At 37.9% G+C, this 19,079-nt stretch carries 7 protein-coding genes; 6 read left to right on the forward strand and 1 reads right to left on the reverse strand.

Annotated elements, in window-relative coordinates; translation table 11 throughout:
• Window positions 1-176: 176 nt before the first annotated feature.
• From Q4493_RS11485 to pgi, 4 genes are all read left to right on the forward strand, one after another.
• Window positions 177-1,550: an MFS transporter gene (locus tag Q4493_RS11485; RefSeq protein WP_303452719.1), complete on the forward strand. Its 1,374-nt coding sequence runs from the start codon at window positions 177-179 to the stop codon at window positions 1,548-1,550.
• A 316-nt stretch (window positions 1,551-1,866) separates the two neighbouring features.
• The gene (locus Q4493_RS11490) at window positions 1,867-4,287 is read left to right on the forward strand and encodes a TonB-dependent receptor (protein WP_303452721.1); all 2,421 of its coding nucleotides are present in this window, start codon (window positions 1,867-1,869) and stop codon (window positions 4,285-4,287) included.
• Window positions 4,288-4,361: 74 nt separating this feature from the next.
• Window positions 4,362-5,327 (forward strand): carbohydrate kinase, encoded by a 966-nt coding sequence (locus Q4493_RS11495; protein ID WP_303452722.1) that lies wholly within the window; start codon window positions 4,362-4,364, stop codon window positions 5,325-5,327.
• Window positions 5,328-5,352: 25 nt separating this feature from the next.
• Window positions 5,353-7,002: a glucose-6-phosphate isomerase gene (gene pgi / locus Q4493_RS11500; protein WP_303452724.1), complete on the forward strand. Its 1,650-nt coding sequence runs from the start codon at window positions 5,353-5,355 to the stop codon at window positions 7,000-7,002.
• A gap of 410 nt (window positions 7,003-7,412) precedes the next feature.
• On the opposite strand, the gene Q4493_RS11505 is transcribed toward pgi, so the two are convergent.
• A complete protein-coding gene (locus tag Q4493_RS11505) occupies window positions 7,413-8,192 on the reverse strand; it encodes a rhamnogalacturonan acetylesterase (RefSeq protein ID WP_303452726.1) in 780 nt (259 codons plus the stop codon).
• Between the two features lie 305 nt (window positions 8,193-8,497).
• Here Q4493_RS11505 and Q4493_RS11510 point away from each other — a divergent pair, with 305 nt between their 5' ends.
• Both Q4493_RS11510 and Q4493_RS11515 read left to right on the forward strand, forming a co-directional pair.
• Window positions 8,498-11,488 carry a TonB-dependent receptor gene (locus tag Q4493_RS11510; RefSeq protein ID WP_303452728.1) on the forward strand — a complete coding sequence of 997 codons (2,991 nt, stop codon included), beginning with the start codon at window positions 8,498-8,500 and terminating at the stop codon, window positions 11,486-11,488.
• Between the two features lie 100 nt (window positions 11,489-11,588).
• A complete protein-coding gene (locus Q4493_RS11515; protein WP_303452730.1) occupies window positions 11,589-18,770 on the forward strand; it encodes a pectinesterase family protein in 7,182 nt (2,393 codons plus the stop codon).
• Window positions 18,771-19,079: the final 309 nt, after the last annotated feature.

A 19,079-nucleotide genomic window follows, 5' to 3' on the forward strand; every position in this document is an offset into this window, starting at 1 on the left:
CAAGAAGAATTTTATTTATTTTAAGTTGTTAAGAACAGGCACAATAGAACAAACACTTAATAACACATTTATTTATTTAACTATTTCTATGTAAAAACATAGTATTTAGAAACACAAACTGCTTTGATACTGCTTTGTTCATGTGTAGTTAAAAACGTAGCCAGAGGAATAATAAAATGACAAAAGCATCTTTTACTGCACCCTTATCTTTTAAAGAAAAAGTAGGTTATGGCGTTGGTGATATGGCCTCAAACTTCTATATGGGGTTCTTTTCGCTATTTCTTCTTTATTATTACACAGATGTTTATGGTATTTCGGCAGCGGCTGCAGCAACCATGTTGTTGGTGACAAAGTTTATCGATGCTATTAGTGATCCTGCGATGGGATTACTTGCAGATAGAACTACCACTAAATGGGGTAAATATCGCCCCTATTTACTATGGATGGCGATCCCTTACGCGTTATTAGGCTATCTTTTATTTTTGGGTCCTGAATTTGGCGACACAGGAAAGTTAATTTTTGCCTATGTATCATATTCATTAGTTATGTTGGCATATACAGCCATCAACGTTCCCTATTCAGGATTAATGGCCGTTATTCATCCCGAATCAAGAGAGCGTACTAAAGCGGCCCAGTTTAGGTTTATTTTTGCATCAATTGGCTCTTTGGTTGTCGGTGCATCCGCTAAACCTTTAGTTGAGTTGTTAGGTGGTGGAAATGAATTGCTAGGTTTTCGTTTTACTATCATTTTATTTGCAATACTCTCTGTAGCTGTATTTTGGTACACCTTTGCCGTGACTAATGAAAGGGTTATAACTAAGAAACATAAAGCTAGCATCAAAGAAGATTTATCAGCTTTATTGGTAAATAAATCTTGGTTAATCTTAGTGTGCACAGGTATTTTTATTGTCGTTGGCTTGGTAGCGCGTTTTGCTTCAATCGCCTATTACACCAAATATTATATGGGCGACGATGGAGTAAATATTTTCTTATGGATGGATCAAACCACGCTGATAATTTCCTGTGGTTTACTAGGGCAATTATTTGGTGCGCTTATCACACCATTTTTGGTGAAACACATTGAAAAACATAGATTAATGTTCGTCATTAACTTATTCCATGCAATATTACTATTCTTCGGTTTTACGATATCACCAGACAACCTTTCATTGACAGTTATAGTTCACACATTAGGCATCATTACTTTTGGTATTGCTATCACCCTATTATTTACTATGTATACAGATTGTGTAGAGTATGGCGAATGGAAAACGGGAAGTAATAGCGCAGGATTAACTGTGTCAGCTTCTATGTTTTCGTTAAAACTTGGCTCTGCAATTGGTGGGGCGTTACCGGGGTTTATCCTTGCTTCATTTGGTTTTATTGCCAATCAAAACCAATCACCTGAATCAATTGAAGGTATACGATATATGTTTAACCTCTTACCTGCCATATTCTTTTTATTGGGTGCAATATTAATCTTATTTTATAAGATAGATCGTCAGCTTCTCACTACAATTGAAAATGACTTAGCTAAACGTCGTCCTTAAGGCTACAATGCCTTCTCATAAATCCAAATAGCTATTATTACTCACAAAGTGCCATGATTTTACATAAAAATCATGGCACTGCTTTAAATCTAAATGTAACAATTTCAAAATTTAATTCCGTTTAAATCGATTCATCATTTATATTTTCAAATTAAATATCTCTGTTTTTCAATAAATTAATTTAATCAGTAAACTTTTTAAAAAAAAATACTTGCAAAATCACTGCAATTCAACCTAACATTATCTTAATCGATTAAGACGATTTGAAGTATTATTAAAAAATTATAAAAAGACTTTAGAAACATGGGGTGAGAAGATGAAAAAAGTTACATATAAAAAATTATTATTAAGTGCATTAGCTATGGCTATAAGTTCTAGCTTAAATGCAGCAGAAACAAATGCTGATGAAGCAGTAGAAAAGAAAGGACTTGATTTTGAAAGAATCGTGGTGACTGGAGTTGCGGGCAAAGGCTCTACGGTAATGGCATCAAGTGTATCGGTAAGTAGCTTATCAGTGGATCAAATAGAAGTAACAACACCAAGAAGTTCAGCTGAGGCATTCAGGTCAATACCCGGTATACGCTCTGAATCTTCTGGCGGTGAAGGTAATGCAAATATAGCCGTACGTGGTTTGCCGGTAGCAGCCGGTGGAGCCAAATTCTTACAAATACAAGAGGACGGTTTACCTCTTTTACAATTTGGTGATATTGCTTTTGGTAATGCAGACATTTTCCTTAGACTAGACAGTACAATGGAGTCAATTGAGTCTATTCGTGGTGGCTCTGCTTCAACTATAGCAACAAACTCACCTGGTGGCATTATCAATATAATCAGTAAAACAGGTGAATCTGACGCTGGCAGTGTTTCTACAACAATCGGTTTAGATTACGACCATACTCGAACTGATTTTGAATTTGGTGGTGAGCTTAGCGACAGCATGTATTTTCATCTTGGAGGCTTCTATCGTCAAGGCGAAGGCCCAAGAGATTCAGGTTATACCGGTAATCAAGGTGGTCAAATCAAAGCAAATATCACTAAAGAATTTGATAACGGTTATGTAAGACTTTACTACAAGCATTTAGATGATAAAACGATTGCCTATTTACCTATGCCTTCAACGATTAGTGGTGGCTCTGTAGGTGACTTTGACCCATCAAGTGACACACCACATTCAGCATACTTTACTTCATTATTGACAACAGATGGTAACGGTAACCGTCGTCGCTCAGATATGCGTGATGGAATGAATCCTAAGGTTGATTCTGTTGGTGTTGAAGCGGCATTTGACTTAGGAAACGACTGGTCAATTGAAAATAGATTTAGAACTTCAAGCACTAAAGGAAGCTTTACGTCTCCATTTCCAGAAAGCATTCAAAATAGCCAAAGTCTTGCCGACAGTCTAGCAGGTTCAGGAGCTACACTAACTTATGCCAATGGTCCTTCTCAAGGTAAAGCCTATACTGGTGACAACTTGATGCGTATTCATACCTTTGATGTTGAAATGAGTAATTTAGACTTCATGGTTAACGATTTAAAAATATTAAAAACGATTGGTGATACTAATATCACGTTTGGTTATTACAAATCATTGCAAAACATTGAACAATCATGGCTTTGGAACTCATATTTATCTGAAGTTAAAGGTGACAACGCAGCACTTATCAATGTTTCAGCGGCAGATGGTACTAGTTTCTCTGACGATGGTTTAATTGCTTATGGCGTACCTGCTTGGGGTAACTGTTGTACACGTAACTATGATCTTCAATATGATGTCACTGCACCTTATTTTGCCATCAATTCTGTTTTTGGTGACTTTACTGTTGATGCCAGTGTTCGTCATGACAGTGGTGAAGCATCAGGAACCTATGCCGGTGCAGTACAATCTCAAATTGATATGAATAGAGATGGCGTTATCTCAGTACCTGAAATGAGTGTTTCCTCTGTGAACAATGCATCGCCTTCTCTTGTTAATTACGACTGGAGTTACACATCATACTCAGTCGGCGCTAACTACATTGTAAATGACGATTTAGCTGTTTTTGGTCGATTAAGTCATGGTGGTACAGCTAATGCTGACCGCTTAGCATTCGGAAAAATAGCAGCCGATGGCTCTGTTAATCAAGAAGATGCTGTTGATGAAGTTGATCAATTTGAAGCGGGTCTTAAATATCGTCAAGATGAATTATCTGTATTTGCTACAGCTTTCTTTGCCGAAACTCAAGAGCAAAACTTCGAGGCGACAAGTCAAAAGTTCTTTGACCGAGTCTATGAGTCATATGGCCTTGAATTAGAAGGTGCCTATTACATTGGAGATTTTGACATCCGTGGAAACGTGACTTGGACTAATGCTGAAATCACTAAAGATGCGGTAAACCCTGGTTCTGTAGGTAATACACCAAGAAGACAAGCTGATTTTGTGTATTCATTGATTACACGTTATAACTTTGAACAAGGTTCGGCAGGTATCAGTTTAATCGGCACAACTGAAGCTTATGCTCAAGATGGAGGAGATCAAAATGCTGCAGATATCCTTAAATTTGATGGATATACACAAGTAAATGCATTCGCTCAATATTATTTATCTGACTCATTTAGTATTGCACTAAATGTAAACAACTTGTTCGACACTACAGGTATTACCGAAGCTGAAGAAGGTAATATTCCTACAAGTGGTATTATCAGAGCAAGAACCATCAACGGTAGAACTAGCAGTATTACGCTTAAGTACGATTTTTAATCGTCTATTTAATTTAATCTAATTAAATCATAACAAAGCCCATATATTTGGGCTTTTTTTTCAAAGGTAAATTTATGCTTTCTTTACTCAGTTATGGAGAAGTGTTGGTCGATTTTTTACCCACTTCGTCAAGCCCCTCTACATACATGCCATTAGCCGGAGGTGCTCCTGCCAATGTTGCGGTAGCTTTCGCTAAATTAGGCGCAACAAGTTACTTTGCTGGTGGTATTAGTGAAGATAGTTTTGGTCAAATGCTAATAAAACAACTAGACCATGAAGGCGTTAATACTACTTTCGTTAAAAGAGTAAAAGATGCAAATACCGCCTTAGTTTTGGTTAGTTTAGATGATTCAGGTGAGAGAACCTTCAATTTTTATCGTCATAATACTGCTGATACGAAATATGGAAAAACACAAGTTGATGAAATCAATTGGCAAGGAATTGGAATTTTTCACTACTGTTCCAATACATTGACTGAAGAGATTATGTATGAAGACACACTTTACGCCTTAAAAAGTGCTAAAGAAAATCAAGCTTTGATCAGCTTTGATGTTAATTTACGCCAGCAACTTTGGCATGGAGTAACGCTATTACCTGAACGAGTTGAAGCATGTATTAAACTAAGCGATATAATCAAGTTAAGCCGAGAAGAAGCTGAGTATTTGGCACAAGCAAAACAAGTAGATGTGAATAGTTATATAAATCATATTTTATCGCTTGGCGCTAAACTTATTGTAATTACCGATGGGGAAAATGCTGCTCAAGCTATTACAACTGATGATTCTATTACCATTAATGTGCCTAAAATATCACCTATTGACACAACCGGTGCAGGCGATAGCTTTATTTCAGGCTTTCTTTTTCATTTAGTCCAATCAGCCAAATCCGACGAAAGCCCCCAAGGGTTATTTGATGCAATTAAACAGATTGATAGAGTTAAAACGGCTGTGTCATTTGGTGCTAAATGTGGTGCATTTACTTGTCAAAAGAAAGGTGCATTCACAGCACTACCTAAAATAACTGACCTCAATTTTTTATAATTTACCTATTATTCTGAGAAATAACATGCAATCTAGAGAACAATTAAATAGCTGGCAACAATTAACTCAACATGCGCAACTGATGAAAAATCAGCATATGAAAGATTTATTTGCACAAGATAGTCAACGGTTTAGTAAATTTTCAATAAAATTGCCATCTATACTCTTAGATTATTCTAAAAACACCATCACAGAAGAGACATTGTCTTTACTCACTGATTTAGCAAAAGAATGTGAAGTTGAAGCATGGCGTGAAAAAATGTTTTCTGGTGTGAATATTAATAAAACCGAAGATCGTGCTGTTTTACATACCGCATTAAGAAATAACGCTAAAACGCCTTTTTTTGTTGATGGAAAAAATATTTCTCAAGAGATTAAAAAAACATTAAATCAAATTAAAGAATTTAGTGACAACATCCGTCAAGGACATTGGAAAGGATATTCAGGTGAACCCATCACTGACATTGTCAATATTGGCGTTGGCGGCTCTAACTTAGGCCCACAAATGGTAACCGAAGCATTAAAACGATTTAGCGATAATCGCGTTAATGTTCATTATGTTTCTAACGTTGATGGTACTCAAATAGCTGAAGTACTACGTCCACTTAACCCAGAAAAAGTTTTATTTATTGTTTCGAGTAAAACATTTACCACCACTGAAACCATGTTAAATGCTAAAACAGCGATAAAATGGCTAACCGCATCATCATTTGATCAATCCGTTATTGCAAAACATTTTATTGCCGTCACTGCCAATAAAGAAAATGCCATGAAATTTGGGATTTCTAAAGAAAACATCTTTGATATGTGGGACTGGGTTGGCGGACGGTTTTCATTATGGTCGGCTATCGGCCTCCCTATCGCGATTAACCTTGGCTTTGAACGATTTCAAGAGCTGTTAGATGGTGCTTATGAAATAGATTGTCATTTTTGTTCTACTCCTTTAGAAAATAATATTCCCGTCATATTAGCTTTATTAAGTGTATGGAATTGCACCTTCTTGGGGGCTCAATCTCAAGCCATTTTACCTTATGATCAATCCTTACATATGTTGTCAGCTTATCTGCAGCAAGCTGAAATGGAAAGTAATGGTAAATCTGTCAATTGGGATGGTGAAACGATCACTTATCCTACAGTTCCCTCAATATGGGGAGAATTAGGTATTAATGGTCAGCATGCTTTTTATCAATATTTGCACCAAAGTAATAATATTGTTCCAGCCGATTTTATTGGCTCTGTCGAAAGTGTTACGCCAATAGAAGGTCATCATGAAACCCTTATGGCAAATTTCTTCGCGCAAACTCAAGCGCTAATGGAAGGCGTTGATGAACAACAAGTTAGGGCTGATTTAGCCGCAAAAGGACGTCCACTTAGCTATATTGATAAAGTTGCCCCACATAAGGTACATAAAGGTAACAGACCAACAAATACATTATTAATGAATAAAATATCTCCTTTTACCATTGGTAGTTTAATTGCCATCTATGAACATAAAATATTTGTACAAGGTATTATTTTACAAATATGCTCATTTGATCAATGGGGAGTAGAACTTGGTAAAGGCTTGGCAAGTAAAATTGAAGATGAACTTCATAATAATATTCAAAACCCATCACATGACAATTCAACTGCTAACCTCATAAAACATTATCAAGAAGTGAAAAATCGTATCTAATGTTAATATATAAATAAAATTATCAACGTGTAAATTTAATATGTTGAAGTTAAAAGAATAAGAATTATTATAAAAAACAAACCCATAATTGATAAACTCTTAAACATAAAAGCTATCATACATATTGCTTACAAACGCCATTAAGTAGAAAAATTAAGCAAACAACTGTCGTAAAACTTTTTAACTTGTAGCCAATATATAAGTTCATTTTTTTCTGGAACATTCGTTGCTAACTATTGAAATTCACCGTAACTATAATGCCAAGACGAGTTGTTAAAATGAATGTCTAGTTTCTGGCGAGTAATTACCTGATACAAAGCGAGATATGAAAAAACATATTCATACCCAATACCACTTTAGAAAGTATAAGCCTGAATAAATAAGTCAGTAAATATTGAAGTGTTATTTAATTAATAACTATATTTTAAATGCTTAGCATCAGGCGTTCTCAACACCTTAATCAAACTATGGTTTATTTTTCTTAGCTCAGCCAAAACAAGTTGCGCGACTTCTCGTGCGCCTAATGCGTTTAAATGGGTATTGTCTTTAATGCCATTAGGGTAATTAGGGTGTAAATTTGCTTTGATATGCATAAACCTTAATGCTGATTGTTCATCACCTAACGCTTGAAAATATGCTTGAGTGACTTTTTCCATATCGATAAAAGTCACCTTAGTTTCATTGGCGACTTCTTTGACAAGATCAGCATAAATAGGATGTGTATCTTTAATTTTGCCATCTTCAGAAAAATAACGCCTGGTAATTGGCGTCATTAAAATTGGCGTAGCATTTTTATTTTTTGTTTGATTAATAAAAAGCGTTAAATTCTTTTTAAACTCAACAGGAGCCGTGTACCGGTCTACTTTATGTTTTGATTGATCATTATGGCCAAATTGAATAATGACATGATCACCTGGGCTCAATTCTTCAATAATCCCTTGCCACAACCCATCGCTAATAAATGTTTTAGTACTTCTACCATTCTCAGCCCTATTTTCAACGGTGACTGTTTCATCAAAAAAATAACTAAACGGCACGCCCCACCCCATCTCTGGATAATCTTTCACATGTTTGATCGACATAGTTGAATCGCCTGCCATAAATATTTTAGTCATAACCTCTGCCGATTTTGCAACTTTACTGACTGCAAACAAGCAAAGTATGCCGTATATCATTACAATATTTTTCATCTCTTAAACTCACATAAAATACTTTTTTCATTAAAATCACATTTTAATCAACTCTCTCGCCTCTTCTAAACGAAACTAAAATTTACGTAAAAACACATAAAAATTTATTATTGATTAAAAATTGACATCCTTATTTGATTGATGCTACATTTTTATGCCACCGGTGGCAACCAATAATTTTAAGCTGATAATAACTTAAGACTAAAATTTAATTAGGATTGAAAATTAATTAATGCTGAATGATTAAAAGTTATGATTCCGGAAAAATAAAACAACAAATACGATAGGCTATCAAAGGATCAAACATGACTAGCATGAAACTAACTACTCTAGCAACGGCGTTAGCAATAGCAATACCTGTTTATGCTCAAAATGCGGAGACACCGCCTAGTAACCAACAAACATCACCACAAGAAAGTGCGGATAAAAAGCCAACTGAACCAAAGTCAAGCAACGAAAATGCAGATGCAATTGAAGTGATCACGGTGCAAGGGGTTTTTCAAGCAGACTTAAAAGCACGAGCAATGGAACGAGACAGTGACAGTTATAGTAATGTCATTGCCACTGATGACTTAGGCAATTTTGTTGATCAAAATATTGCTGAATCTTTACGTCGTGTGCCTGGCGTTACATTAGAGCGAAGTGAAGGTGAAGGAAAATATGTTGCTGTGCGTGGACTTGGCCCTAAATTTGTTGCCGTAAGCATGAACGGTGCTGAGTTATCTGGCATTGGCGATGATCGCAAGGTAGGTTTAGATGGCGTATCAGGTGACTCTCTTGGCGCCATCGAAATATTCAAAACACTCACCCCTGAAATGAACTTAAATTCTATTGGCGGCGCAGTCAATATTAAAGCCATTTCTGCATTTGATCGCAATAAAGACACCTTAAAAGCAAAATTTCAAGAATCTTACAATGAATTAAAAGGCGAATTTTCTCCTAAATTCAGTATTGACGGTACAAAATTATTACTAGACGAAAAACTCGGTATTGGCTTTGCTCTCTCTTACGAAGATCGTAAAACGCAAGTCGATGAAAATCGCCATCATAGCACGCGTGAATTGAATTTTTTAAAAGGCGGTATTGGATTAAGTCCTGATGAATTAGCTATAGCGCCTGAAATATTGATCCCTGCTCAAGTCGAAAACCGCCGCGAATTAGCAAGAAGAAAACGCACCAATGCGACACTCAATATCGAATTTAGATCAGACGAAAATAATTCTTATTACCTTCGCGGCAACTATTCAAATTATACCGATGATGATATTGCCTTACGTGAATATTATAACTTTTATAATGGTGATCAAGATGACGAAGTTATCTTTGTTGATGGTCAAACTAAAGCATTCGCGGTTTCTGATGTTGACGTAATGAACCAATACTTCATTCAAGAAGGCGAGAAAACCACTAAAAACTTCAGCATTGGCGGTCAGCATTTTATTGGAGAGAGTTGGACGTTTGATTATGAATACGCTCACTCTGAAAGTGATGATCTTGGTGTAGGAGACCGAAGAGTTCAGTTTAGAGAAAGAGAAAATATCGTTTATGGCCAAGCCTTTAAAGATCATATCGATGCGCGTGTACTAACCCAAGCAGAAGCAGCTGCCTTGGGTGGTTTTGAATTAAACCCAGATTCAGATGTTTTTAACGGTGAAGCTGATGCTGATATTTCGACTTTATCCAATATGGAATTTGATAATTTATTTATGGAAGACAGCGTCAGAACAGACAAAATAACCAGTATTAAAGCTAACTTACGTAAAGACTTTTATTGGGAGCATTTAAACTATATAAAAACTGGCTTTACTTACAATGCACGTGAACATAACAATAACAAAGATCGTTGGAGTTATGATCCAAGCACTGAAGATTGTCTAGGAAATGAAGCATGTATTTACACAGTAAACTCAAATATTACTGATTATGGCCATGCGATCCCTGACGACCATTTTGACTACCCATTAGCCTATCGTAATGAGGTTGAATTTATTGTTGATAATTCAGTTATCACACGCGAAAGTGCTACCGGTGGCGAGGCTTCAATCGATAGTACTAAAGATGATTATTTGTTAACTGAAGATACCTATGCAGCCTATATAATGGCAGAACTCCCACTAAGTGATGAGTTAACGATTATTACGGGTGTTAGGTATGTGAATACTGAATTTTCTTCAACGGGTAACCTTTCGCTGGAAAATGATGATTGGAATTTTGGTGGCACTCACACCTTAGATGTTTCAGTACCATTACCTGAAGCGTCAATAGAATACAGTGAATATTTTCCTAGTTTACATTTGAGGTATGAACCTGCAGATGACTTATTAGTGCGTGGCTCTTTATGGACAAGCTTTACTCGTCCTTCATTCAAGCAAGCACGTGGCTTTGCTAAGTTTGATGATGACATCACCCTCTGTGATCCAACCGTTGAACAAATACCAGAGCAAAGTGGTCAAGAAGGCTGTTATGCATCGCCAGAAGGACAAAGTGCCATTGAGTTACAAAATTATACCTTAGGACAAAATAATGCAGTTCAGGTAGGTAACCCTAACTTAGTCGCAATGACATCAAACAATTTAGACACTTCTGTAGGTTGGTACCCGTCTAAAGATTTATTTGTTGAAATCGCGTTATTTTACAAAGATATAGATAATTTTATTGTCGATGTAAAAGGTATTCGAAAAGGTTTAGATGAACTACCACTTACCCTACCCGTTGACCACGTCACCGACTTTGTTATTCCACAAGATCTAGCGTTAAACCAAGTGGATATTACATTAAATGGCGATAAAGCAACGGTTTACGGTATTGAACTTAGTTATAACCAGTTCTTTGAAAATGGCTTGTTTTGGCAAAGTAATATGACCTTTGTACACAGTGAAGCGGAATTAGATCCAACCATTCGTGATGAAAAAATGCCTTTACCAGGGCAAGCCGATACCACGGTAAATATTTCATTTGGCTGGGAAGATGATGATTTATCACTGCGTTTAATTGGTAACTACCGCGATAAAATTCTTGAAGAAATAGGCTCTTGTCCAGCAGGGATTGATGTCAATGATCCACGCTACTGTAAAGACTGGATGGATAGATATCAAGACGATCTAGTCACTGTTGATTTTAAAATGAAATACGATATTTCCGATCGAATGTCCGTATATTTTGATGCCATCAATATCACTGAACAAGCTGATCTACGTTATTTACAAGGCAACAGCTTATCAGGCGGCAACGTGCTATATCAAAAAGAAAAATACGGCTCTACCTACCAATTAGGTATTAATTACAAATTTTATTAGTAACTAAAAACAAAATAAAGACAACAACTTAGATACTAAATCAAACTTATTTTACGCAGTGAACTGTTAAAAATAATCAATCATTCCTAGGGGGGGATGTATGAAAACAAAAAATAAACTTGCAACGAGTATATTTACCGCCATAGCCTTAATTGGCTGTGGTGCAGAATCAACCGTAAATGTAAAAGAAGCCCCATTACCGCCTATTCAAGGTGTTATCGTTGATAGTCCAATAGCGGGCATTTCCTATAGCAGTGATTCGGTCAGTAATGGCACCACTAATGCTGATGGACAATTCGATTACTTTCGCGGAGAAGCCATCACCTTTTCGATTGGTGAAATCGTTTTTCCTAGCGTTGCGGCCACGAATATAATCACACCATTAGAAATTTTTAATACTGATACGGCTTTTCATCCTGCGGTGATCAATGCGCTGCGTTTATTACAAACACTTGATAGTGACGGCGATCCTAGTAATGGGATTTCCATTAGTGAGGCAGCGAAAAGTGTCGCCCAATTAAACTTGGCAGAAGGACAAACTGTCACTGACTTTTTCAGTCAAGACGCTGCCGATTTTGATGCTGCTATACACACTTGGCTTGCTGACGCTGGCACAGTGAACACTGCGCTTATTTCAGCAGATCAAGCAATATTACACTTTGTTGATTATCTCTATGAACAATATAACAGTACTCAACCGAATGCTTTTGCAACGGCCAGTTTTACTGGTGAAGTGTTTAATCCATTTTTAGCCGGTAGTACCGCAAGTCTAGAGCAATTACTTTTTTCACCGGCTGATGATACCAACCAGTCAGGCACATTTTCACGCCAAGTTGAAGGCGTAGAAATCGCCGCCGGCAGTTATGAGTTTTTATTTGGCAATCGAGTACTCGCTTTCACCCCTAGCGATTCATCTGACACTCAATATATTATTTCTCGCTCACATAATACGGTTAACGATGCGTATAGTGTGTGTGTTACGAGTGATGCAAGTGCCCTTGCCTCACTCGTGTTAACTTGCGATAACGATGAAGATGCGAAAGATAACATCCTAGTTTTCTCTCAAGAGCAAGCCACCAGTGAGTTAGAAAAACTAACAGAACTTGCCGATCAAGTTGGCATTGCACTTTCTGAAGATTTTGATACCAATACCGATAATTTCTTTTCTTCCAACCATAAGAAACTCTCAGATGAGCAAGGTGCTGGCGCGCTTTACTTCAAAACGGGTGGTAGTCCAAGCTTAGATGAAGCATTAGGTCAACTTACGTTAGCCGGTGCTCGTTTTAGTATTGGTAACACCACACCAGAAGTTGAGACAAAAAGCAGTAATACCACGAGTTCAGGTATCTATAATATCAGTGAAGGTTTTACTATTAGTTTTGACGTTATTGCGCACAATAGCTCAGGCTCACTTTCACTTTATGTAGATAATAACACGACAAGCCAAGGGAATTCGGCACATGGTGATGCCTCTAAATTTTATGGAAAATCAATAAATGAAGAAAACACGCCAGCAGGTCAGCGCTTTAGCTACACTTATGTGCCGGGTGAGGACGTTGTTACGGGTAGTGACTTAACGTCACCAGATGCGCGTGGTGTGTTATCAGCGAGTATTCAAACATCGTTTTTTCAACTTCGTACAGACAGCGCCGCTTCAATCACCATCAATAATTTAACCATTGAAACCATTGCGACAGACGTACCTGATATTGAACCACCCGTTGAGCCTCCTATTGAACCACCAGTGGAGCCACCGGCAACGATCCCGAATGTTGGGCTACCTTTTTCCGCTGACTTTATCGGTGTCACTGCAGATATTTTTTCTGTGGATTACCAAACCATTGTTGATGCAGATGGTCTAGAAATACCAACGTATACCCGTACAGGCGGTTCAGTCAATGTTGTTACTGACGGTCTAGAAATTAGCAGTGGTCGTTTTACTATTGGTAACACCACACCAGATGTAGAGACAACAGCTGATGATACTAGCACGACCGGTGTGTTTGACTTATCTCGTCCTTATAATGTCGTGATGGATATTATTAGTATCGACGACCCTGATGGTGACAATAATTTCCAAATCTACGTTGATAACAATACCTCAAGTAGCTCGAAATCAATTCATGGCGGTGACTCTAAGTTCTACAGTGAATTAATCAATAATTTAACACCGGGTACTACACTAACGGTGCCAGGCTTTATTGCCACTAAAAATTCATTCCTGCAGTTACGTACAGAAAGCGGTGGGACGGTTGTGGTCAATAATATTCGCATTGAATACATCGATGAGAATTTATTATTAGAAGAAACTTTTAATGGTACGACAGCTGACACTTTCTTTACTGCACAGTACAAAGCATTACCGAGTGATACCACAGCGCCTTTATACAATATCACGGGCGGTGGTAGTGCAATGGTATTTGCCAATGATCAATTAACATTAAGCGGGAGTCGCTTCACTATTGGTGAAACCAATCCAGGCACAGATACTGCTGATGGTGTCATGCCAGCAGGCGCTCTTGATTTAAGCAAACCTTATAAAGTATTTGTCGACATTGTTGCTATTGATAGCGCAAGTACCATGACAAAAGACTTTCAAGTGTATGTAGATAACAACACTAGCAGTAGCTCTAAGTCTCACTTAGGGGGAGATTCTAAATTCTTTGCGTCAGATCTTGCTGATTTAACTGTTGGCCAAACGTTAGAAATTGAAGGTTTATTAGCGAGTTCGCATTCATTCTTACAATTTAGAACCGAAAGCAGTGCCACAGTAACCATAGACAATATTCGTGTTGAATATCTTGATAATAAAGAAATTCACAGTGATGATTTTGAAACTACGACTGAGTTATTCTTCACAGCTGATCATCGTAGTTTACCCAATGATGACACCACGCCGCTTTATAAAAAAACAGGTGGTACAGTCGTTATTGACGCCGGTCAATTAAAACTAGACAGCGGCCGTTTTTCACTTGGCAATACCACGCCCGATGTTGATACTTCAGGAAATGATACCATGACAACGGGTGTCTTTGATTTATCAAAGCCTTATAACATCAGTTTTGATGTAGTGTTAGCCGAAGAGCCAACTGACGATCAAGGAAACAGCTTTCAAATATATGTCGATAACAACACCTCAAGTAGCGCTAAGTCGATTCACGGTGGTAGTTCTAAATTCTATAGTATGCCGATTGCAGAACTCACCACCGGAAAAATGGTGATCGAAGGATTTATCGCTACTGAAACCTCTTTCCTCCAATTACGCACAGAAAGCGGCGGTGTCGTCGTTATCGACAACTTAAAAATTGAGTATTTAGCAGACCCTGAAGACGATACGTTTAGCTGTGCTAAAGCAACTGAATTATATTTCTGTGATGACTTTACCGGTGGTAATTTAAATCAATGGCAAATATTGGCCTCTACCAGTGGCTCAACAGCAGAAGGGACATTTGACATTCTGGCCTTAGAAGATGGCAACAAAGTGATGCGCTACACTGCCGGCGGTGCAGGCGGTGAATTAATTGTCGCCTCTGATGCGGCAATGACTAACGTACCAGAAAATGGTAACTACTTTGTAGAAGCGACTATTCGCCCACGTCAAAACAGCACAACCGCTAACAAACAGTTATATTTATTAGGCCGTTATGACAGCGCGGGCAATTGGTATGGCGGTGGTTTAAACCTGCAAAATTCATCTAGCAGTACCCAAGTTGAAGTTGCAATTTCGACTGATGGCTCGATTTCTCGTCCCGTACAAAAAAAATCCCCGCTGTTATTAGGTGAAAAAGACGGTATCGACGATGGCGTTTGGTATACCACGCGTTTTGAAATGATTGATGGTGATTTAACCGTTTATTTAAACGGCGAAAAAATGGGGTCAACAAATGACTCCACTTATACTGCCAAAGGATTAATCGGTATCTTTACCAACAATCGCTCTTTTGAATTAGATAATTTAAAAGTAGGTGATCCAAGTATTAAGCCTATTCAGTTAACCCTTGATTATAAAGAGCCAACCTGGGAAACAACCACAACAACGGCTCCATTAACAATCAATGTGTCAGCATTTCAAGATGACGGTCTTACCGCTGACTCATTTACGGTAACATCAAGTAACCCGAGTGTTGTAGAGGTATCAATTGACGGCAACGTTATTACACTCACGCCAACAGGTGAAGGTGACGCCACCGTTACCTTTGTCTCAGGATCTGATACTAATATCGTACGTACCATAGAAATTAGTGTCGCATCAGGCTTTGTGATGCCTACGGCAGAATATGGTGATATTAGTGATGTCGTCACCCCGACAGTCAGCAGTATCAGTCAATATATAGATACCAATTTATCAATCACTTTTGATTCAGCAATCACTTTAGGTGCTTTAGGTGAAGTCCGTATTTATAAAGAGTCTGACAATTCAATTGTTGATTTGCTGAAAGTTGACCGTAAAAAAGGGGCAAATGTCGATGTAATTTCCGCACCTGATAAAACACGATCACTAAACTACACCCCTATTTCTATTGCCGATGACGGTAAAACACTTAACATTGACCCACGCAACGACGTATTAGAATACGGTGAAAGCTATTACGTTGTTATTAGTGACGATGTGGTAAGCGGCGCACAACTAAATGGCATTGACTTTACCGGCCTAGGTGAAAACAGCAACTGGACATTTACCACTAAATTTACTGCGCCATCGGGCAATGAAATCTTAGTTGATGATGACGGTGCTGCTGACTTTAGAACCCTTCAAGGCGCATTAAACTATGTGATGAATAATGTCGCTAAAGATGACCCTGCGACCATTTCAATTAAAGATGGTATTTACAACGAAATGTTATATTTACGTAATCAAAATAACATTACCATTCAAGGGGAAAGCCGCGAAAATACTATCGTTCAATATGACAATTATGAATCATTTAACGGCGGTTCAAGTGGTCGTCCGGTATTTTTAGTTGAGTCAGCAGATATGCTTGTTCTCAACAACTTTACCTTAAAAAATGCCCATATTCGCAGTAATGAATATTCAAATCAGGCTGAGGCTATTTACTTTAATAGTAGCTATCGTTTAGTGGCAAACAACATGAACTTTATTAGTGAACAAGATACGTTACTTGTCAAAGGTTATAGTTGGTTTTACAACACGTTAGTCGCTGGTAATGTCGATTTTATTTGGGGTTACCCTGTAGCCGCTTTATTTGAAGAAAGCGAAATTCGCACTATTGGAGATTCCAAAGATGGTGCGACCGATATTCCTGTTAGCGGTGGCTACATTTTACAATCACGTACACCTATTGAAACAGACCCAGGCTTTGTTTTCTTAAATAACGAGTTTACCAATGGACCTGGTCCATTAGGAAATACCGTTGCTGACAATTCAACCTATATCGCGCGAAGTGCAGGTAAAGCTGACGCATTCGATAACGTTACCTTGATCAACAATAAACTCGATACACATATTATTACTCAAGGTTGGTATGAGTCACCGACTGCAAACCCTGAATTTCCAACAGTTGCTAGCGGTTGGAGAGAATACGGTAGCATGGATATTAACGGTAACCCGCTCGATATAAGCGGCCGTGTTGGTGGATATGAACTATCTGAAAATGAAACCACAAACTTTTTAACTCGCGCCGCTATATTTGCTTCTTTCAATAACAATGCAGGATGGGATCCTCAACCTTTAGAGACCCCTATTTTGCCTGACGAGCCTGCTGGTGGCGCAGACACGCCAGAAGCAACCATTGGTTATGGCTTTGCAGGCTACAATTTTGAAGTGACAGGTGGTGCCGGTGGCACAACAATTACTGTCGATAATGGTGCTGATTTAATCGCTGCCTTAGCAGATGCGAAATCAAGTAATACCCCCATCATTATTTATGTTGATGGCACAATTACCGACGCTAATAGCGGTTCAAATGGCACAGCAATCGATATCAAAGATATGGATAATGTCTCAATTGTTGGTGTTGCTGACAGAGGGGAATTTGACGGTATTGGTATTTCAATTCGCCGTGCTAATAACATCATCATTCAAAACTTGAAAATACACGAGGTATTAACCCAAGGTAAAGATGGTATCTCTATCGAGGGTGATGATGACGGTTCAACGACCTCAAATATTTGGATTGATCATAACGAACTATATGGTTCATTAGAGGTTGATAAAGATTATTACGACGGATTAATAGACTCAAAATCTGGTGCAGAAAATATTACGATTTCGTACAACTATCTACACGACAGCTGGAAAACCTCATTACATGGCCATAGTGATAATGATGATAGCCCGAACAAAAATCGTCATATCACTTTTCATCATAACCGTTTTGAAAACTTAGAGTCTCGCGTACCCTTATTCAGATTTGGTAAAGGGCATATCTATAATAATTATTACAATAACATCCATTCAACCGCCATCAATTCACGCATGGGCGCTGAACTACATATTGAAAATAACTATTTTGAAAATACGCAAAATCCGATAGTGTCTTTTTATTCAGATCAAACAGGTAGTTGGCATAGCTCAGGAAATTTCTTTGGTGAAAATGTCACTTGGACAACACCAGATTCAGGGGATTTAAGTGCTGAAGACGGAGCATCGACAAGTAGCTATCAAGCACCATACGATTATGTGTTAGAAGATGCACAAGCTGTGAAAGCGAGTGTGATTAATAATGCCGGTATCAATAAAATTGACCAAAGTGACTTAGACATTCCTGAGATCACTGAAACAACGCCGGTTGATCCTCCTATCCAAAGCACCCTTGATTTACCTTTTGAAGAAAACTTCTCTGCCGCGGATGCTGATGCATTTTTCAGTAATAGTTACCGAGACCTTTCAGGCTCAGCCGGTAGTGATACCCCTTTATTTCATCGGGTAACAGGAAGCGTTAACGTATCAAACGGCGAGCTAACGATGACAGGTGCTCGTATTAGTATTAGTAATACAACACCTGAGGTATCAACGACGGATGGTGACACAACCACGACTGGGCTTTTTGATTTATCAGTGCCGTATCAAATATCGTTTAAAGTGATTGCAATAAGTGGCAATACGGATAAAAACTTCCAAATTTATGTCGACAATAATACCTCTAGCAGCAGTAAGTCTATTCATGGCGGCGCTTCTAAATTTTATTCTGTTGCATTAAAAGATCATGTTGTTGGCCAAACTTATGTCGTCGATGGTCTTGTTGCTTCGTCAACCTCGTTTATTACGCTTAGATCAGAGAGCGATGCCACGATTACGATAGATGATTTAACTATTGAATAATTGACCAAATAATTTAATAGCAGTCGTCGTAATAAGTCATGTAACCTAAACTCCCTAGGGTTACATGACTTACCTTTTTCCTTGAGAAAATAATGCCCTCCCCCAAGTAGCACCTGAACACTTATAATCGGTTAAAGTGACATATTCGTAATAATAGCTACTAGAACAAAAATCTTACCTAGTTCACTCAACCCTTATATTGAATAAAAGTACAAAAATATAATTTTCATATCTAAACGAAAATGTGATGACTTATAATTAAAAGTTAAAATAATAATGAATTTTTTAAAATTCTTCCGATAAAAACCC

The organism is Colwellia sp. 1_MG-2023, assembly GCF_030546755.1.
Lineage (GTDB): Bacteria > Pseudomonadota > Gammaproteobacteria > Enterobacterales > Alteromonadaceae > Thalassotalea_H.